Source organism: Acinetobacter sp. BEC1-S18-ESBL-01, assembly GCF_014169935.1.
GTDB lineage: Bacteria > Pseudomonadota > Gammaproteobacteria > Pseudomonadales > Moraxellaceae > Acinetobacter > Acinetobacter pittii.
Window position 1 is genome coordinate 2,664,234 of record NZ_AP022302.1, and the last position, 17,529, is coordinate 2,681,762.

General features: G+C 41.2%; 16 protein-coding genes and 2 pseudogenes. 5 read left to right on the forward strand and 13 right to left on the reverse strand.

Annotated elements, in window-relative coordinates; genetic code table 11:
* Window positions 1-15: 15 nt before the first annotated feature.
* From H7R46_RS19230 to H7R46_RS12590, 3 genes and pseudogenes are all read right to left on the reverse strand, one after another.
* A pseudogene (locus H7R46_RS19230) lies at window positions 16-228 on the reverse strand (transposase family protein); the annotation flags it as partial.
* 21 nt (window positions 229-249) lie between these two features.
* On the reverse strand, window positions 250-762 hold the full coding sequence (gene lspA / locus H7R46_RS12585) for a signal peptidase II (RefSeq protein WP_000905420.1): 513 nt from the start codon (window positions 760-762) through the stop codon (window positions 250-252).
* Window positions 763-765: 3 nt separating this feature from the next.
* Window positions 766-1,662 (reverse strand): cation transporter, encoded by an 897-nt coding sequence (locus tag H7R46_RS12590; RefSeq protein WP_004964805.1) that lies wholly within the window; start codon window positions 1,660-1,662, stop codon window positions 766-768.
* 95 nt (window positions 1,663-1,757) lie between these two features.
* Between H7R46_RS12590 and cadR the strand changes: the two genes are divergently transcribed.
* Window positions 1,758-2,165, forward strand: coding sequence for a Cd(II)/Pb(II)-responsive transcriptional regulator (gene cadR / locus H7R46_RS12595; protein ID WP_001219642.1), 408 nt, complete (start codon window positions 1,758-1,760; stop codon window positions 2,163-2,165).
* A 190-nt stretch (window positions 2,166-2,355) separates the two neighbouring features.
* On the opposite strand, the gene H7R46_RS12600 is transcribed toward cadR, so the two are convergent.
* From H7R46_RS12600 to H7R46_RS12630, 7 genes are all read right to left on the reverse strand, one after another.
* A complete protein-coding gene (locus H7R46_RS12600) occupies window positions 2,356-3,252 on the reverse strand; it encodes a hypothetical protein (protein WP_017395932.1) in 897 nt (298 codons plus the stop codon).
* A gap of 139 nt (window positions 3,253-3,391) precedes the next feature.
* Entirely contained in the window at window positions 3,392-4,465 is a 1,074-nt protein-coding gene (locus tag H7R46_RS12605; protein WP_086260878.1) for a YqaJ viral recombinase family protein, read from the reverse strand.
* Between the two features lie 144 nt (window positions 4,466-4,609).
* Window positions 4,610-5,647 carry a DUF932 domain-containing protein gene (locus H7R46_RS12610; RefSeq protein ID WP_182924214.1) on the reverse strand — a complete coding sequence of 346 codons (1,038 nt, stop codon included), beginning with the start codon at window positions 5,645-5,647 and terminating at the stop codon, window positions 4,610-4,612.
* Between the two features lie 111 nt (window positions 5,648-5,758).
* Window positions 5,759-6,058, reverse strand: a complete 300-nt coding sequence (locus tag H7R46_RS12615) for a hypothetical protein (protein WP_058972173.1) — start codon at window positions 6,056-6,058, stop codon at window positions 5,759-5,761.
* A gap of 113 nt (window positions 6,059-6,171) precedes the next feature.
* Entirely contained in the window at window positions 6,172-6,552 is a 381-nt protein-coding gene (locus H7R46_RS12620; protein WP_058972172.1) for a hypothetical protein, read from the reverse strand.
* Window positions 6,553-6,563: 11 nt separating this feature from the next.
* The gene (locus H7R46_RS12625) at window positions 6,564-7,145 is read right to left on the reverse strand and encodes a hypothetical protein (RefSeq protein WP_058972171.1); all 582 of its coding nucleotides are present in this window, start codon (window positions 7,143-7,145) and stop codon (window positions 6,564-6,566) included.
* A gap of 17 nt (window positions 7,146-7,162) precedes the next feature.
* Window positions 7,163-7,423 (reverse strand): hypothetical protein, encoded by a 261-nt coding sequence (locus H7R46_RS12630; protein WP_002058491.1) that lies wholly within the window; start codon window positions 7,421-7,423, stop codon window positions 7,163-7,165.
* Window positions 7,424-8,466: 1,043 nt separating this feature from the next.
* Here H7R46_RS12630 and H7R46_RS12635 point away from each other — a divergent pair.
* The 4 genes and pseudogenes from H7R46_RS12635 to chrA form a co-directional block, all read left to right on the forward strand.
* A pseudogene (locus H7R46_RS12635) lies at window positions 8,467-8,808 on the forward strand (tyrosine-type recombinase/integrase); the annotation flags it as partial.
* 72 nt (window positions 8,809-8,880) lie between these two features.
* Complete coding sequence (locus H7R46_RS12640) at window positions 8,881-9,759, forward strand: TIR domain-containing protein (RefSeq protein WP_000027438.1); 879 nt, start codon at window positions 8,881-8,883, stop codon at window positions 9,757-9,759.
* A gap of 333 nt (window positions 9,760-10,092) precedes the next feature.
* Window positions 10,093-11,031, forward strand: coding sequence for a chromate resistance protein ChrB domain-containing protein (locus H7R46_RS12645; protein ID WP_002065076.1), 939 nt, complete (start codon window positions 10,093-10,095; stop codon window positions 11,029-11,031).
* Between the two features lie 46 nt (window positions 11,032-11,077).
* The gene (gene chrA, locus H7R46_RS12650; RefSeq protein ID WP_002040866.1) at window positions 11,078-12,499 is read left to right on the forward strand and encodes a chromate efflux transporter; all 1,422 of its coding nucleotides are present in this window, start codon (window positions 11,078-11,080) and stop codon (window positions 12,497-12,499) included.
* A 115-nt stretch (window positions 12,500-12,614) separates the two neighbouring features.
* Here chrA and H7R46_RS12655 read toward each other — a convergent pair.
* The 3 genes from H7R46_RS12655 to H7R46_RS12665 form a co-directional block, all read right to left on the reverse strand.
* Window positions 12,615-13,747 (reverse strand): IS3 family transposase gene (locus tag H7R46_RS12655; RefSeq protein ID WP_223235881.1). Its coding sequence is split into 2 segments (ribosomal slippage): window positions 12,615-13,495 and window positions 13,495-13,747, totalling 1,134 coding nucleotides; the frame shifts between segments, so codons are not numbered across the junction.
* A 553-nt stretch (window positions 13,748-14,300) separates the two neighbouring features.
* Entirely contained in the window at window positions 14,301-16,256 is a 1,956-nt protein-coding gene (locus tag H7R46_RS12660; RefSeq protein ID WP_000693745.1) for an alkyl/aryl-sulfatase, read from the reverse strand.
* Between the two features lie 82 nt (window positions 16,257-16,338).
* A protein-coding gene (locus tag H7R46_RS12665; protein ID WP_085944219.1) for an IS3 family transposase occupies window positions 16,339-17,483 on the reverse strand; the annotation gives its coding sequence in 2 pieces (ribosomal slippage) (window positions 16,339-17,219 and window positions 17,219-17,483; 1,146 coding nt in all).
* Between the last annotated feature and the right edge of the window lie 46 nt (window positions 17,484-17,529).

Sequence of the window (17,529 nt, forward strand, 5' to 3'; positions counted from 1 at the left end):
TTTCTGAGGTGCCCCCACCCAGAGAGTGACCCGCTTGCCGTGGATGGGCAGATCACGATAGGGAACGTCACGCTTGCCGAACCGTACGAACTCACCCTGCACGCCGCATTCCTCGCAGGCGATGGGATCGGGCACGTCCACCTCGAAGTGCATTTCGTCGTCGGTTGATTTGCAGCCCAGTACTTGGTATTGCGGCAGGTCAAGGATGTTGTCGGGAAGTTCGGTCATGGTGTTGTATAGGCGTAGGTGTCAGTCAGATCCATCCGACTCGGCATTGGTGTTTGCTTTTTTACCCAACAAGCTGCTGGAAACTAAAAGTAAGGCACCGAGGACAATTGCAATATCAGCCAGGTTGAAGGCCGGCCAATGCCAGTCTCGCCAATAGAAATCAAAGGAATCCACAACATAGCCGCGAAAGACCCGGTCAATCAGGTTGCCCATGGCGCCACCGAGGATAAGACTGTAAGCGATGGCTTCTCCTTTATGACGATTTTCAAGGATCAGCTTGATCAGAAAAATCGAGACCACTACCGCGATTCCGATAAAAAAGTAGCGCTGCCAGCCTCCACCATTCGCAAAAAGACTGAATGCGGCACCGGTATTCCATACGTGTACCCAGTTAAAGAATGAGGTCACTGAAATAGACTCGCCATATGCCATTGATTGTTGCACCAGCCATTTTACGGCCTGATCAGACGCTGCCAGCAGGCCCGATATGGACAATAGGGCATACGGCGAGAGCTTTTTGCCAATAATGAGCATTATTTAACCCTTCAACGCCAAAATGCGTCTAGCACCGTTAAGTACAATTACCCCCACGATGGTGCCGATAATCAGATCCGGATAATTGGACCCGGTCCACGCGACCAGAGCGCCGGCGGTGATGACCCCCAGGTTGATCACCACGTCGTTGGCCGAGAATATCCAGCTTGCCTTCATGTGCGCTCCGCCCTCCCGATGTTTGGATATGAGCAGCAGACAACTGGTATTGGCAATCAATGCGACGAAGGCGATCGCCATCATCATCAGCGATTCAGGCTCACTACCGAAAACAAAGCGTCGCACCACCTCGACGAGTACGCCGATAGCCAAAATCAGTTGCAGTACCCCTGCCAGATGCGCGGCACGTACCTGCATTTTCGCACTGCGCCCTACGGCATAGAGAGCCAGACCATAGACGGCTGCATCGGCAAACATATCCAGGGAATCAGCGATCAGGCCGGTAGACTGGGCGATCAGGCCAGCAGTCATTTCCACCACGAACATGATCGCATTGATACCGAGCAACACGCGCAGAGTGCCTGACTCCTGCGTAGCAGAGACTGCCGAGCTCTCAGCGGCCTTGATCGTCTCTGGGTCGGCAATGACGGTTTCCTGAAGCGAGGCGCCTAGCCCCAAGGTCGCCAGTTTCGCGGTAATGGGCTCAGCCTCGCCGTCATGCACGACCTTCAACCGGCGGTTCGACAAGTCGAAGGACAGTGCCCGAATCCCCTCAACGCCGTTCAGGGCCAGGCGAATCATGCGCTCTTCTGATGGACAGTCCATCTTCGGCACGGCATAAACACTGACCCATCTCCCTGGCGCCTCGGAGGAGGCCTGCATATCGATATCCGCCGCAGGCCTTGCATGGTCGCCACAGGGGCCTCCGCAGTTTTTACTCATGATATGACTCCACTTGAATGTGATCGGGTTTTCATTTAAAACTATATAGTAGCTATAATGTCAATAGCGTAGAGAATCCGTTGCGGAGGAACCCGATGCGTATTGGTCAGTTGGCACAGTCAGTAGGGGTAGATACACAGACGATCCGCTTCTACGAACGGCAGGGCTTGTTGCCGCCGCCTGGTCGGCAGGAGAACGGTTACCGTGTCTATACCGAGAAACACGTTGAGCGGCTGGCCTTTATTCGTCGCTGCCGCATCCTGGATCTGTCACTGGCAGAAATTCACGAACTAAAGCGCTATCAGGACGACCCTCATCAGTCCTGTACCGCTGTCAATGCCTTGCTCGATGATCACATCTCTCATGTGCGCTCGCAGATAACCGCTCTACAGGCGCTTGAGAAACAACTCGTTTCACTAAGAGCGCGTTGCAACGATGACCGGGAAGTTAAGGCGTGTGGGGTTCTTGCTGGAATTAGCGAGGGAAGCATGCATCAGCAGTAGGTTGGAGTGCCAACCAGATAATCCGATGAGATGCCGGTTTGCCTCACTCTCATGCAAAGGTAAGATCAACCATTTAATCCGCTTACCCAAAAAAATTAAGGGAGCCAAAGCTCCCTTCAATTAGTGACTAGCCAACTTGTTCAGAATCCATTAATTGACTTACCAAACTGACTAGATAATTCAACTGTGCTCAATTCACAGCTCTAACACTCTGCTGCAACCCCTGCTGAATCTCCTGCACATAGCTCAATTGCGCTGAATGCTCTGTATCTACAGCACTGTCACTGTGTGGATAAAACTCCTCCAGCAATTCCATCCCCTCCTCTGCATGCACCTCAAACTTGGCATTGGCAAAACCCTGCCGTGCAATCTGATCTAATGCCGCCTGATCAAACCCTGCCTGTTTTCCCTGTTGGTCAATCTCCTTGGCTGTCTGAATTGCTGTTTGTAAATCCACGCCTTCCCGTAACGTTAAATCCACGTAATACACGGGCTGACGATAGCTTTGGGTTGTGCTTTTCCCACGCAACGTGAGCTGCAACGGCAAACACGACAACAAACCACCTGATGCCGCATGGTAGTAATTCAAACGTGCTGCCAAAGTGCGAATGCTGTTAAAACCAGTGGTTCTGAAGATAAAAGTCCCAAACTCATCGGCTTCGCCTAAATTGACATGCAGGCGTCCATAAGGCTTACAATGTCCACCCTGTCCAAGTGGGCATAAGTCGGGGGATGGACAAGGATGTTGCTCTACACCTTGTGATGTCATACGCTGACACGTCTGACCATTCCCCACACAAATCGGGCGACCTGTCTGTCGGTCAAATAAACTATATTCAGCTCGAAGATTGAGTTCAGGGTCATTGAAGATCATACGTACAGGGATGCTACGCAGCTTTTGATTCGGTGCTTGACTACGCAATTGCTCATCCAAGGGGTGTTTAATCCAACCGTCCTTACCCTGTATTTGACTGGTAATGGTGAACTGATCGTCTTTCTCTGGCAGACGCTTGCCATTCTTTTCTATTACACGGCCAATACTGATCCGTCCCAAGATGGGTGGTGTGATTGCTAAACCTTTAATCATGTTGAAATTCCTCTGTCGTTGAGATGTTTAGATGTGTTGTCCTATGTGCTTAAAATAAAATCGGCATAAAAAAATCCCATGCAGGGCTGCACGGGATTTCAGATTTCTTCTTGCTGAGTGATTAACTCTAAACTTTGAGCTAATCGTGATAAATGTTGAAACGACGACTGCCTGCTTTCTGCAGTGGGTACTGTTGGATGAGTTCAGGTTGGTGCTGAAGTAAGGACTTGATGTCTAGGCTGATACTGTCCTTGCTCTTTTTCCAAGTCACCGAGCCTTGCTGAAATACGGCACGTTCATGTTCCTGCATCAGTGCCTGAACACGGTGTTTAAGTAGGTCAAATTGGCTTTGGTGCTGTTCAATCTGCTGTTTCTCCTGTATCAGCTGATCAAACAGTTCATTGGCAAGTTCCACCTCCGTTAGATCAACACAGCTCAGTGGGGTATGTTCAGGATAGAGCTGTTGTAAAGCTTTGGCTGCCGATTCACTGGCATCCACTGCTGGTGGAACATCATTTTCTACACATTCCCAAAACAGCCGTTCTGCCTGAATGATCTGTTCAATCAGAGCTTCATTACGACTGACTTTGTAGATTTTGGTTTCCTGCCCACACAGCAACACACAAATATGTGCCGCTTGCTTGCCTGTCACCGCCAGTTGATGTTGTACTTGACACAGTACATACAGAGGTACGCCTTCCTTCCACAGTTTGGCACCATATTCCCCTGCAGTTTTGCATTCCAGTATTTGTACTTCTTCATTGCCCACCACGGCATAATCCAAGTTTGCCAACATAAAGGCTTTGTCAGGATCAGGATGCTGCAGTACAGCATTGACCCGACGGACTTTATTGTTGGTGTGCATGCTGTAGTATTCTGCGACCAAGGGTTCCAACTGTTTGCCCCAATATAAAGGTGCATGTCCTGAGCTTTCATCTTCAATATTTTGCTGTACCCGTCCTGTTTTAATCATCCACAGTTCTAGCATCGACATATAAGGATTCAAGCCACAGGCAGCTGCGGCATCACTGCTGCCTATTCCCTGTTTACGCACTTCCAGCCATGCCTGATAGTCCAGTTGTTTGGTGTTGATCAGACGTTTGGCATTTAAGCTGCGTTTTGAACCTGATTGACTTTGTTTAGGCTTGTCATTGGCTATAGTTGGTAAATACTGAGATTGAGACGTTACTGTTGGGTTTATAATCTGATTCATGGGTTTATCCTTCTATCATTGATTTTAAAACGGCATAAAAAAAGCCACATCCGAAGATGTGGCAAAGAGGGATCGTTGATTAGGAGGACACTTGATCGTGCTGATCACATGCCCTGATGATAAAATCTCAAGATTAAATCAAGCTTAAACAGCTAAGTGTAAAGCTTGTTCCAATCCACGTTGTTTCAATGCTGCGCCTGCACCAAACCAAGCAGAGTCAAGGCGGTGATCGGTACTCATCGCGCGACGTTCATGATCTACAAATTCGGTGATTGCACAAAGCAGTCCATAGGCGGTGTCTTTGGCTGAAGATAAGTCTGCCCGACGTCCCTGCCCATTAAACATATTCATGACTTTGGTCATGGCACGTCCATTCGGTTCAGTTTTATTGGGTTGTGGATTGGCTTGAGACGCGACATTACGGTAGTACTGAATAATGTTATCCTCCTGTTCCATCGCACTTAGGCTATTGTTGTTAAATACCGCATCAAAATAAGCTGCTGCTTCCTTCTGGGTGACTTTACGTTGGGTAAGTTGTTTCATTTCATACATGTGGTCGTACCATGTTTTCACTGAAATACCGAGTTGATCTTTGACTTTGTCGGCATCAAACTTAGTACTGTGCGGTACTTTGACCACGCCTGCATTGGAACTCTGCCCTCGTAAGGCAATCGCTAAGGTGTTATTGCACACCACACGGATATTGGTGAATTGTGCGGTTGTGGCTAAGGTGCCATCACATGCTGTTGCCAGCAGGATATAGCCATTGCTGACATCCCCACCTTCCAATTCTGCTGTTTGGCCTGTGCGTGCCAAGGCCCAGAACTTTTTCCCACCTTTAAGTACACCTGCGGTTTCCAGTTCAAAGCCGGATTGCTCGGTTAGATCACGGTAGAACTCCAGAATTTCCATCGGTTGGACTTCCTGATAACGCTGACTCACCACCGATAAAGGGGCATGAGTATCTGAACGGTACAGTACCCGTTGTTCTTCATACGGCATGATGATGCTTTGTCCACGTGAGTTTTGAGCCATGTAACTGACATTGGATGATTCAATGCGCCAATCCATACCTGCTTGCTTGGCCCAGACTTCAATCGGTTGGTTTTGGCTAAGTTGATTGCCCAGACCATGCCACGGGGTTTGTCCGACATACGCCATTTGTTCAAGTTGATGTGCCATTTTGATTATTCCTTAAATAAAAGTGAAAGATGTGAAAATGCAGAAATGCGCTGTAAGGGTTTAAACAATCCATCTATTCAAAGATGTAACCGTGTAAAGTCAGAGATGCGATTACGGCACCCATGCAAACGTTTGTTGGCAATCCAAACAGAGATACTGCTCGGCATTGCTGTAATATTTTTCATAGCAGTACTGACTGACAATAACCAATACACCACCCACCACAACACCGATGGCTGCGCCTGTAAAAGGCGGGAATCCTGCCTTTTTGGCAAGCTGCATGCCGAACAGCGCCATCTGTGTCGGTGAAATACAGCGTTGCAGTTGTTCGAAATAGTTGGCGTTTGCATGACTTGAATCAGTCTGTCTGACATAGGTGGATTGACAATAGGGGCATTGAATTAAGGACATTGAATATTCCTTGTTAAATGAATTGGGTACGAAAAGCTGAATTGAGGGCATAAAAAAACCGTGCCCATTGAGGACACGGTTTGATTTAAATTTCACTTTGGCGAGGAGAGTCGCTATTGAAAGTTATAGCTTGCAGTGCCTTTATCTGTTTCGACATCAACCTGCACCACATTACTGTAGCTACAGTCTGTTAATTTCAGTCTTAAACGTTGCCCCATCTTAAAATGCTGCGGATATTCCAATGATCGACGATAGCCTTCATAACGGCATTGTCCATGATTGACAGAAACATGGCTGACATCGATAGGCTCTGCAATATTGGAACGGATGGTCAATACCGTAGCGGATTGATTTTGGGCATACCAGTTACTGGTATCAATTACATCGAGTTCGACCGTAAACGTGTTTGGATCAAGACCTGCATTACAGCCACTCAACATGATGCCTGTCGTTGTAGTCACTGCGATGAGTAAGGGTTTTAAAAGTTGCTTCATCTAGTTCATCCTTAGCAGTAGTTATAGCTCACGCCATAATCGCCTGTATTTAAATCAATGCTGGCCAAATGGATTTCACAGTCTGTGCCGTTATCAAATTTATAAACGTAGTAGCGATTACCCGCTTGCTCCGACTCCAGTGCGCCATGTTCTTGCAAGCTAAAGTCTTGCACTGATTTGCCTGTATCTTTTGCGGCTTTGGCAAAGATATAGCGTTGATACTTGTCTATATTGTCCTGCTCAAATTCAGGCAGTTGATCATAGGGCAGCATCGACAGTAAGGTATCCACCGCCTTAAGGTTTTGATCAAACTCAAAACTCAGCAATTCAGGTTCATGATCTGATGGACTTAGACTTTTTCTTCCCGTGGTCAATTCTTTGACATCGATCCCATCCACTTCTGCTGCTGCAATCTCAGTGGATACTGCTTCTGAACCGGCGGATTCTAAAAGTTGTGCAGAGCTGACCTCAGAAGTGTTGGCTGGAACCGTTTTTTCAGTTGCGTATTTAGGGCTAAAGAAGTAGAAGCCTGCGATGCTGATCAAGGTCAGGGCTAAGATTGCCGCCAAGCCCAATATGGTTTTTTGGGTCATTTGAATGTTCCCCTCATTTAGTTGGGCACAGTGACTTGACCATTCTGCGCATTAAAGTGAACAAAGCGTGGACAACCACCTTGAAAGTTCACCGTGAAATTACGCCAACCACGATTGCCAGGATTGGTTTTATAAAGACATTGATAAACCCCACCGCCTGTATGACGTGCTTGAACAAGGTAGGATTCACTGGCTTGTGCAAACCAGCCTGCCTGCGCCAATGATGCGCCTGCAAGTAGTGATGAAATCAGGGTCGTTTTTAGGAAAGTTTTAAACATCATCATTTTCTCTTTTTATAGGCATCACTGGTCTTGGTCTTAATCAGACACAGTGTTCCCCATGTCATAAATGTTGGAATGAATATCTATGTTTTTTGAAGTGTTATAGACGATAAAGCACACAAATCTACGCCCCTCAAAACAGCATGAGAGATTCATCTTCATATCGGTAATATGTACTTGAAAAAGTTTTATTCTTAGAAAGTCATGGACACAGCTATGCACAAAATACACGGCATCAGGTCTAATCACCCAACGGCACAAACATGAAAAAAGAGAAATGTAAAAGACGGTCTTGATGTAAGCGCATGGCGTACTCCTTGTGTGAAAGAGTTCTACCAGAATCACTGTCAATTGATGGTGGCAGAACGAGAAAGGGTTGACAGACTGACACACAAGAATCAGCACGTACAAGGCGTCCCTCCCTCGCCCTACCGCAACGAAGGGGGACGAACGAGTTCGCCACCAAAAAATTACTTTTTTGATGTGCTAGATGATAACGGTCTGTCAAAACCGACTGACGATGTAGGTCAGCAGGCTAGGGATAATCTGCGCAATGTAGAGCGTCAAGCAAGCTAAATAAATGGGGAGTGAAAATATTTATAATTAAGAAATGTTTGAATAAGAATATAGTTAGATTTAGATACAGTTTTTTAAACTACATTCCTTAATCTTCTAAATACGGCTAAAAGAAACCAATCCAATCCAAAATTTGATGAGGGGTAGGTTGTGGGGTGAAACCACAGACAAAAAATAAGCCCTTGTAAAAACAAGGGCTTATTTAGATATTTGGCGGAAGCGGTGTTAGTCAAATTAAACAACCAAACCACTGATAAACATACAAAAAATAATTTAATTTTAGTTTTTTACTGTTATTTTTACTACAATAAAATTTCAACCAATCATTTGTTTATATTTCATTCACCTGACACTATTCTTGCTTAGTAAGCTAATGATTGTAAATTACAAATCATCTTAAACTACCCATTCTAAGACAGTTCATGTAATTTTACCTCAATTAAGAGTTCATTCGAGAATATATTCAATTAGAAGATTTTATATTCCCCGCCCCACGTAGTGGTGAAATGCTTTCCGACATGCCATTGACTACACTAATCAAGCGTATGCATGAACAAGAACTAAAAAATGGCTTAGGCTATATTGATCCAAAACAGAATCGTATAATTACCACACATGGCTTTCGGTCTACTTTTCGTGACTGGTCTGCGGAAAAAACTAATTATGCGCGTGAAGTCTGTGAACATGTATTAGCGCACAAACTACCAGATAAAGTTGAAGCTTCTTACTTGCGTGGAGATTAACTAGATAAACGTAAAGAATTAATGGCAGATTGGGCAGAGCACTGCTCTACGCTTACAGAGTGATGTAACACATAAACCTTGTATTTCGCCTAACCAAATAATAATCTTACCCTTTATATTTATCATAGAGCCAACATGTCAATACAAACTATAAGCAGTACCATAACAAGGTTAAATAAGGAGTTAGCAGATATTACTCATCGAATGAGCTTAGAGCAGAAAAAGGGAGCTGATATAATTTCTAAAATTTTACAAATTCAAAATTCTATCGGGAAGACAACTAGCCCCTCTACATTAAAAACAAAGTTATCAGAAATTAGTAGGAAAGAACAAGAAAACGCTCGTATACAATCAAAACTTTCAGACTTACAAAAGAAAAAGATTGATATTGATAATAAGCTGCTGAAAGAAAAGCAGAACCTTATAAAAGAAGAAATACTGGAAAGAAAAAAATTAGAGGTCCTGACTAAAAAACAGCAGAAAGACGAAATTGAACATCAAAAGAAGCTGAAACGTGAAATTGATGCTATTAAAGCTTCTACCCAATATATTACTGATGTTTCAATATCATCTTACAACAATACAATACCTGAGACGGAACCAGAATATGATTTGTTTATTTCACACGCTTCAGAAGATAAAGAAGATTTTGTCAGACCGCTTGCAGAGACATTACAGCAACTTGGAGTAAACGTTTGGTACGATGAATTCACGTTAAAAGTTGGGGACAGTTTACGTCAAAAAATTGATAGTGGTCTCCGAAACTCTAAATACGGTACCGTTGTTCTTTCAACTGACTTTATTAAGAAAGACTGGACCAACTATGAACTTGATGGCTTAGTAGCTCGAGAAATGAATGGCCATAAAATGATTTTACCGATTTGGCACAAAATTACTAAAAATGACGTTTTAGATTATAGTCCGAATTTAGCCGATAAAGTCGCCTTAAATACTTCTGTAAATAGTATTGAGGAAATTGCCCATCAATTAGCTGATGTTATCTTAAATCGATAAGCGCCTTCTAAGAATTAAAATTTTGACTGAGATTTACAAATAACCTAATTCTCAGTCAACTTTTGAACACCCTACAATTTAGACACTTTACAATCAATAATTTAATTATAACTAAAACAATTTTTTTTGTGATGAGTAATACTGAATTCACAAATATTGATGTATATTGAAACAATAAAACCAAATAATTTATATAAAATCAAAAACTTAAAAAATTCTTCTTTAGCCATTTCCGCCCTTTAATATTTCTTTTGATATAAGAAATCGATTCTTCATATTTGTATCCAAGCCAAATTAATGTTATATATTTAACAAATAAGTTGAGTATACAACATGAAAATATCTTTACTCATATCCTCTTTGCCTACACAGAACACATCTACACGTATGAGAGTATGGCGTTCTCTTAAAGCAAGTGGAGCCGCAATCCTTAGAGATGGTGTGTATTTACTTCCCATTTCTCATAGCGAGAAATTTGATCCTATTGCAAGTGACGTTATTTCAGAGCAAGGCTCTGCGTATGTATTCCATGCGGAGCAGCCTTTAAACCTTGAATTAGCTCCTTTCTTCAGTCGAAAAGAAGAATACGATGTCCTCTATAAACAACTCTCTGAGTTAAGAGATCGTCAATCTAAAGATGAAAAGAAAGAGCTGCTCAAGCAAATCCGTAAATTAAGAAAAAGTATCGATGCACTCGTAGAAATTGACTATTACCCCGATGAGACTCAAGCACAGGTACTAAATGAACTTTCTGCTTTAGAGCTTTCAATAGCTCGACTTGGTGAAGTGAATGAGCCTCAAGCAATACAAGCACATATTCAACTTCTAGATAAAAATAGTTATCAAAACAAAATATGGGCAACTCGTAAGAGACCTTGGATTGATCGTCTAGCCTCTGCATGGCTAATCAAGACTTTTATTGATTCAACTCCTACATTTATTTGGTTAGAAACACCAAGTGAATGTCCAGAAGAAGCTTTAGGATTCGATTTTGATGGTGCAGCTTTCAGTCATATCAATCACTGGGTTACCTTCGAAGTTCTTTTACATAGTTTTAATTTAGAAACACCTGCTTTGAAAAAAATTGCAGAGATTGTCCACTATCTTGATATTGGCGGGATTGAGCCACCCGAAGCTTCAGGCATAGAAACCGTCTTTGCAGGAATACATGAAAACATTACAGATGATGACCAATTATTAGTCGCATCAAATGCAATCTTTAATGGCCTATTGTCTAGCTTTAATAAAAATAGCTCTGTACTGAATGATTAAACGCATCAAATACTTTTTAAATTTCAAAAATTTAGGTGAAATAGCAATGAATACAAATGAAGATTCCACTGCTTTAGCTGAAAGCATTCCCCCACATGAACTTCATGGTGTTTCATTTCGTGAAGCTTTTTGGGTATGGCTTAAAGTAGCTGCGCTTAGCTTTGGTGGACCTGCGGGGCAAATCGCAGTAATGCATAAAATTTTAGTTGAAGAGAAACAATGGATTAGTGAAACGCGTTTTTTACATGCCTTAAATTACTGTACACTTGTTCCTGGTCCTGAAGCACATAAGTTGGCTGTATACATAGGTTGGTTATTACACCGAACACGTGGCGGACTCGTTGCGGGTACTCTCTTTATTTTACCGGGTCTACTTGCATTAGGAATACTAAGCTGGATTTATGCAAGTTATGGTCAGATTAGTATTGTTCAAGCATTATTCTTTGGATTAAAAGCAGCCGTACTTGCAGTAGTTCTTGAAGCTGTCATGCGTGTAGGTCGTCGAGCCTTAAAAAACAAGGTGATGGTCATTGTCGCTATCTTGTCATTTATCGGCATCTTTATCTTTGCTTTGCCTTTTCCATTTATTATTTTAGTTGCTGCGCTTATCGGTTACATCGGAAATAAAAGTGGAAGTAAAGCATTTAACGCCTCCTCATCTCATTCTGACGCTAATAGCTCTAATGCTTCATTAGCAGCTATTGATGCTGCTTTTGCTAAGCAGATCCCAGAGCATGTACAACCTTCCCATACAAGAGCTCTAAAAATTACTCTCATTGGTTTGGTCTTATGGCTCGGCCCACTTATAGCTTTTATTACTTTAATGGGCAAAGATAATGTTTATACGCATATCGCTCTATTCTTCAGCAAAATGTCCGTACTTACGTTTGGTGGTGCTTATGCAATTTTATCTTATGTTGCACAGCAAGCCGTCGAAAACTTCCATTGGCTTAAACCTAGTGAAATGCTGATCGGACTTGGTATGGCTGAAACCACCCCTGGCCCCCTGATTAGTGTAGTTCAGTTTGTAGGCTTTATGGCAGCGTATCGAGACCCAGGATCATTGAATCCTGCCTTGGCTGGTACTCTTGGAGGTATATTAGCGAAATGGGTAACATTTGTACCCTCTTTTCTATTCATTTTTATTGGTGCTCCATATATTGAAGCATTAAGAAATAATAAGGCTTTAAATGCCATACTTTCGACAATTACAGCAGCTGTTGTTGGAGTGATCCTTAATCTATCAGTGTGGTTTGCATTACATACATTATTTGCTGAAGTTAATGTAATTCATAAATATGGAATGGTTTTACAAGTTCCAGTTTTATCCAGCATTAACCCATGGTCACTAATGTTATCAATCATAGCTATGCTTGCTTTATTCCGTTTCAAACTTGGAATGATGACTACTTTAGCTGGTTGCTGCGCTATAGGAATTATTCTTCACTTTTTCGGGATAAGCGGCTAATCACTTATAACTATATAAAAATGTTTTAGTTGGACTTATTTGTCCAACTAAAACAGAGGTGGTCCCACATGTTTGAACAACTAAAAGCTTATTTATAAGTGATACTCTGCTCTAGTTAAGCTACCTTATTTTGTTGTGGTAGCTGGTCATAGTAAAACTCATCTGGAGTCATTTTGTCCAGACTCGAATGAGGTCGTTTCAAATTATAAAATTCAAAATATGCGTTTAATTGCTTCTTCGCATCCAAAACATTGCTGTAGGCTTTGAGATACACCTCTTCATATTTAACGCTCCGCCATAATCGTTCAACCATCACATTATCAACCCATCGACCTTTACCATCCATACTGATTTGAATGCCATTTGATTTCAATACATCAATAAATGCATCACTGGTAAACTGACTGCCTTGGTCTGTATTAAATATTTCAGGTCGACCATATTTTTCAATAGCTTCATTTAATGTTTCTATGCAAAATGTAACCTCCATACTAATCGATACTCTATGCGCAAGTACCTTGCGGCTATGCCAATCAATCACAGCACATAAATAAACAAAGCCTTTTGCCATAGGGATATACGTTATATCCGTAGACCACACTTGATTACTGCGCTGAATAGCCAATCCTTTGAGCAGATATGGATATTTGCGGTGAGCTTGATTAGCCTGGCTTAAATTTGGTTTGCAATATAACGCATTAATGCCCATTTTCTTCATTAAAGTACGTGTATGACGTCGTCCTATATGATGTCCTTGACGATTCAACAAATCACGCATCATACGGCTACCTGCAAAAGGGTATTGCATATGTAACTCATCCATACACCGCATCAGCTTCAGATCTGATGCACTCACAGGTTTTGGGCGATAGTAATAACAACCACGGGAGACTTTCAGCAGCTGAGCTTGCTTAGATACTGAAATCTGAAGTGAGTCATCGATTAACTTTTGTGGTTGAAGCGGCCCAGTTTCTTCAACACACCTTCTAAAAAATCAATTTCTAATGCCTGCTCACCGATTTTTGCATGTAGTTTTTTTAGATCGATGGGTGGTTCTGTTGGAGCTTTTGATTGATCGAAAGCTTGCGAGGAAGCTGAAATCAGTTGATTTTTCCAGTCGATAATTTGGTTTTGATGAACATCAAATTCAGCACTCAATTCAGCAAGTGTTTTTTCTGCTTTAATCGCAGCAAGTGCTACCTTAGCTTTAAAATCATTTGAATGATTTCTTCTTGGTCTACGTGCCATAAAATACTCCATATATTGATGTTTATAACATCATTTGGGGAGCAAAATATCACTTATAAGTGTTGTTCAAATTTCCTGATCCACCTCTAAAATATAAGCTTGGCAAAACAAATATTGAGCTCTTAAACTATCGGATATTGATATGATCATCATGACCTATATATTTACTCAATATAATCATCAAATAGTGCAATCAAGTTAACCTAATATAAAAGCTTATTTTCAATAAAAAACACATCATAATACCCCCTTGCCTTTTAACCACAAAAATATTGAAGTTATTATTTAGAAGCAATTAATAGAAAAATAAACAAATCTTTTTTAAACAAGCTACTAATAAAAATATCTCCATCGAAAATAAAGTATAAAAATTCAAAAACCATTTAATAAAGTATCAATAGAGTTAAAATACATATAGCTTACTTTTAATTTTAAAGAGGAATACAAGAAATAATTTCTTGTATTCCTGTTATAAGATTGGGAGAACCAAGTTGATAATTTCACCCATTTCTTTGGATCTATTAATTTAAGTTTCGACTTTACTTATTTGAGCTTAGCCATTTGGTCGAGTCACAATCGGGAAAATTGAATCTGGACGTTTAAACATTGCAAAGAATTTTCCAATTTTCAGTGGATTACCTTTGACTTTACTGTCTTTAGAAAGCAGGACTTTTACCCCTTCTATTTGACCTGTAATCATTTTTAGATATAAGGGCTTGGTTAAGGTTAATGTAGGGCAATCCAATGCCAAATCTTTACTTTCATCATAACGCTTAAACTGCATGACTGAGTTTTCAACCCATAATGAAAAATGCTCTTTGGTATCCGACAAAACCAGATTGATACACTGGTTTTCATTTTTTAAATTTTCCACATCTAAATTTGTCGCCATAGCTTCAAGAAATCTTTCAGTTGGTGTATGAATCAATAAATCACTCGGATCAGAAGTATTTTGTAGGGGTACATTATTTTGTAGCTCTTGAGCGCCCACCAAAAAGAAATTACGCCAAGTTGAAGCCTCAGCAGCATAGCCCAATTGACGATAAGTATTCGCCAATAAGTCTTTTGCTTGTTGGTTTTGAGGGTTATTCAACACAATATGTTTTAAAATCTCGGCAGCCCATCTATAGTCAGCTTGAGCGTAGGCATCCCGCGCATTTTTCAATGCATTGTTCTCCCCACCTGCTAACTCAATATATTTTTTTGCAACAGCTTTAGGGGGTAATGGATCTAAATTGGAAGGATGGGCATCGAACCATCCCATATAATATTGGTATACTGCTTTTACATTATGTTTTAGGGTTCCATAATAGCCATGAGCATATAGTTTTTGATCAAGTGCCGCTGGAAGCTTAATTTTTTCGGCAATTTCAGCGCCATTAAAACCAGAGTTCATATATCTCACCGTCTGATCATGCGTGAACTTATAAACATCTCGCTGGGTTTTAATAAAATCTTGAATATTGTCATTGCCCCAGACAGGCCAATGATGCTGTGCAATCAATACATCGGATGCTTTGGCATGCTGCATTGCTTGGTCTAGATAGCCCACCCATTTTAAGGCATCACGGACTTTAGCACCCCGAAGGGTATAAAGATTATGCATGGTATGAGATAGAATTTCTGCGCCGTTATAAAGTTTCAATGATGGGATAGAGAACGTTAATTCTGCTGGTGCTTCTGAACCCGGCACGTTATAAAACACAAAATCCAAGCCATCAACCGTCATTTTCTGTTCTGGTTGAGTGATCAGTTGTGTAGGCTCAAGGATGCCCATTTTTCCCACAGCAACAGCCTTACCTAAACCTGTATCCACCAATCCTTCCGCATTTTTAGGTAGAAAAGTTCCATACATATAAGTCGCACGACGTATCATGGCTGAACCTGCCATCACATTTTCACTGGTCGCTTCTTCCATAAAGCCTTTTGGCGCAATAATTGGAGTTTTTCTAGCGTTAATTTCTTCGCTAGAAAGAACGCCTAATGCACCACCAAAATGATCGATATGGCTATGGGTAAAGATAATGGCTGAAATTTTTTGCTCACCTAAATGCTGTCTAGCAAATTTAAGTGCTGCTTCAGCCGTTTCTTTAGAGGTTAATGTATCCACAATAATCCAGCCAGTATCACCCTGAATGATGGTCATATTTGCCAAATCAAAACCACGAATTTGCCAAACTCGATCTGTTACTTTAAATAGCCCAACATTGTTGTTTAATTTTGCTTGTCGCCATAGAGTGGGATTAACGGTATTTGGTGCTTGATCTTGTAAAAAACTAAATGCATCAAAATCCCAGATAACATTGCCTTTCTCACTTTTAATTTGACCTGTTGGCTTGGCAATAAAGCCCTTTTGAGCCTGATTAAACTCAGTCATATCCTCTAAGTTATACTTCGCCTTATATGTATTATTTGATTCAATGACCGCTTTTTCTACTACAGTATTTGCTGCAAAAACAGAAAATGGCAGAATAAGCATCAATGAAACTGTTAAAAACTTAATTTTCATCTTCTTTCCTTTTTTTAAATAAGAGGTGGTCCCACATGTTTGAACAACTAAAAGCTTATTTATAAGTGATACTCTGCTCTAGTTAAGCTACCTTATTTTGTTGTGGTAGCTGGTCATAGTAAAACTCATCTGGAGTCATTTTGTCCAGACTCGAATGAGGTCGTTTCAAATTATAAAATTCAAAATATGCGTTTAATTGCTTCTTCGCATCCAAAACATTGCTGTAGGCTTTGAGATACACCTCTTCATATTTAACGCTCCGCCATAATCGTTCAACCATCACATTATCAACCCATCGACCTTTACCATCCATGCTGATTTGGATGTCATTTGATTTCAATACATCAATAAATGCATCACTGGTAAACTGACTGCCTTGGTCTGTATTAAATATTTCAGGTCGACCATATTTTTCAATAGCTTCATTTAATGTTTCTATGCAAAATGTAACCTCCATACTAATCGATACTCTATGCGCAAGTACCTTGCGGCTATGCCAATCAATCACAGCACATAAATAAACAAAGCCTTTTGCCATAGGGATATACGTTATATCCGTAGACCACACTTGATTACTGCGCTGAATAGCCAATCCTTTGAGCAGATATGGATATTTGCGGTGAGCTTGATTAGCCTGGCTTAAATTTGGTTTGCAATATAACGCATTAATGCCCATTTTCTTCATTAAAGTACGTGTATGACGTCGTCCTATATGATGTCCTTGACGATTCAACAAATCACGCATCATACGGCTACCTGCAAAAGGGTATTGCATATGTAACTCATCCATACACCGCATCAGCTTCAGATCTGATGCACTCACAGGTTTTGGGCGATAGTAATAACAACCACGGGAGACTTTCAGCAGCTGAGCTTGCTTAGATACTGAAATCTGAAGTGAGTCATCGATTAACTTTTGTGGTTGAAGCGGCCCAGTTTCTTCAACACACCTTCTAAAAAATCAATTTCTAATGCCTGCTCACCGATTTTTGCATGTAGTTTTTTTAGATCGATGGGTGGTTCTGTTGGAGCTTTTGATTGATCGAAAGCTTGCGAGGAAGCTGAAATCAGTTGATTTTTCCAGTCGATAATTTGGTTTTGATGAACATCAAATTCAGCACTCAATTCAGCAAGTGTTTTTTCTGCTTTAATCGCAGCAAGTGCTACCTTAGCTTTAAAATCATTTGAATGATTTCTTCTTGGTCTACGTGCCATAAAATACTCCATATATTGATGTTTATAACATCATTTGGGGAGCAAAATATCACTTATA

Excerpts from the sequence above, each read along its gene's own strand:
- lspA (WP_000905420.1), bottom strand. The coding sequence starts at position 762 with ATGCTCATTATTGGCAAAAAGCTCTCGCCGTATGCCCTATTGTCCATA.
- H7R46_RS12590 (WP_004964805.1), bottom strand. The coding sequence starts at position 1,662 with ATGAGTAAAAACTGCGGAGGCCCCTGTGGCGACCATGCAAGGCCTGCG.
- cadR (WP_001219642.1), top strand. The coding sequence starts at position 1,758 with ATGCGTATTGGTCAGTTGGCACAGTCAGTAGGGGTAGATACACAGACG.
- H7R46_RS12600 (WP_017395932.1), bottom strand. The coding sequence starts at position 3,252 with ATGATTAAAGGTTTAGCAATCACACCACCCATCTTGGGACGGATCAGT.
- H7R46_RS12605 (WP_086260878.1), bottom strand. The coding sequence starts at position 4,465 with ATGAATCAGATTATAAACCCAACAGTAACGTCTCAATCTCAGTATTTA.
- H7R46_RS12610 (WP_182924214.1), bottom strand. The coding sequence starts at position 5,647 with ATGGCACATCAACTTGAACAAATGGCGTATGTCGGACAAACCCCGTGG.
- H7R46_RS12615 (WP_058972173.1), bottom strand. The coding sequence starts at position 6,058 with ATGTCCTTAATTCAATGCCCCTATTGTCAATCCACCTATGTCAGACAG.
- H7R46_RS12620 (WP_058972172.1), bottom strand. The coding sequence starts at position 6,552 with ATGAAGCAACTTTTAAAACCCTTACTCATCGCAGTGACTACAACGACA.
- H7R46_RS12625 (WP_058972171.1), bottom strand. The coding sequence starts at position 7,145 with ATGACCCAAAAAACCATATTGGGCTTGGCGGCAATCTTAGCCCTGACC.
- H7R46_RS12630 (WP_002058491.1), bottom strand. The coding sequence starts at position 7,423 with ATGTTTAAAACTTTCCTAAAAACGACCCTGATTTCATCACTACTTGCA.
- H7R46_RS12640 (WP_000027438.1), top strand. The coding sequence starts at position 8,881 with ATGTCAATACAAACTATAAGCAGTACCATAACAAGGTTAAATAAGGAG.
- H7R46_RS12645 (WP_002065076.1), top strand. The coding sequence starts at position 10,093 with ATGAAAATATCTTTACTCATATCCTCTTTGCCTACACAGAACACATCT.
- chrA (WP_002040866.1), top strand. The coding sequence starts at position 11,078 with ATGAATACAAATGAAGATTCCACTGCTTTAGCTGAAAGCATTCCCCCA.
- H7R46_RS12660 (WP_000693745.1), bottom strand. The coding sequence starts at position 16,256 with ATGAAAATTAAGTTTTTAACAGTTTCATTGATGCTTATTCTGCCATTT.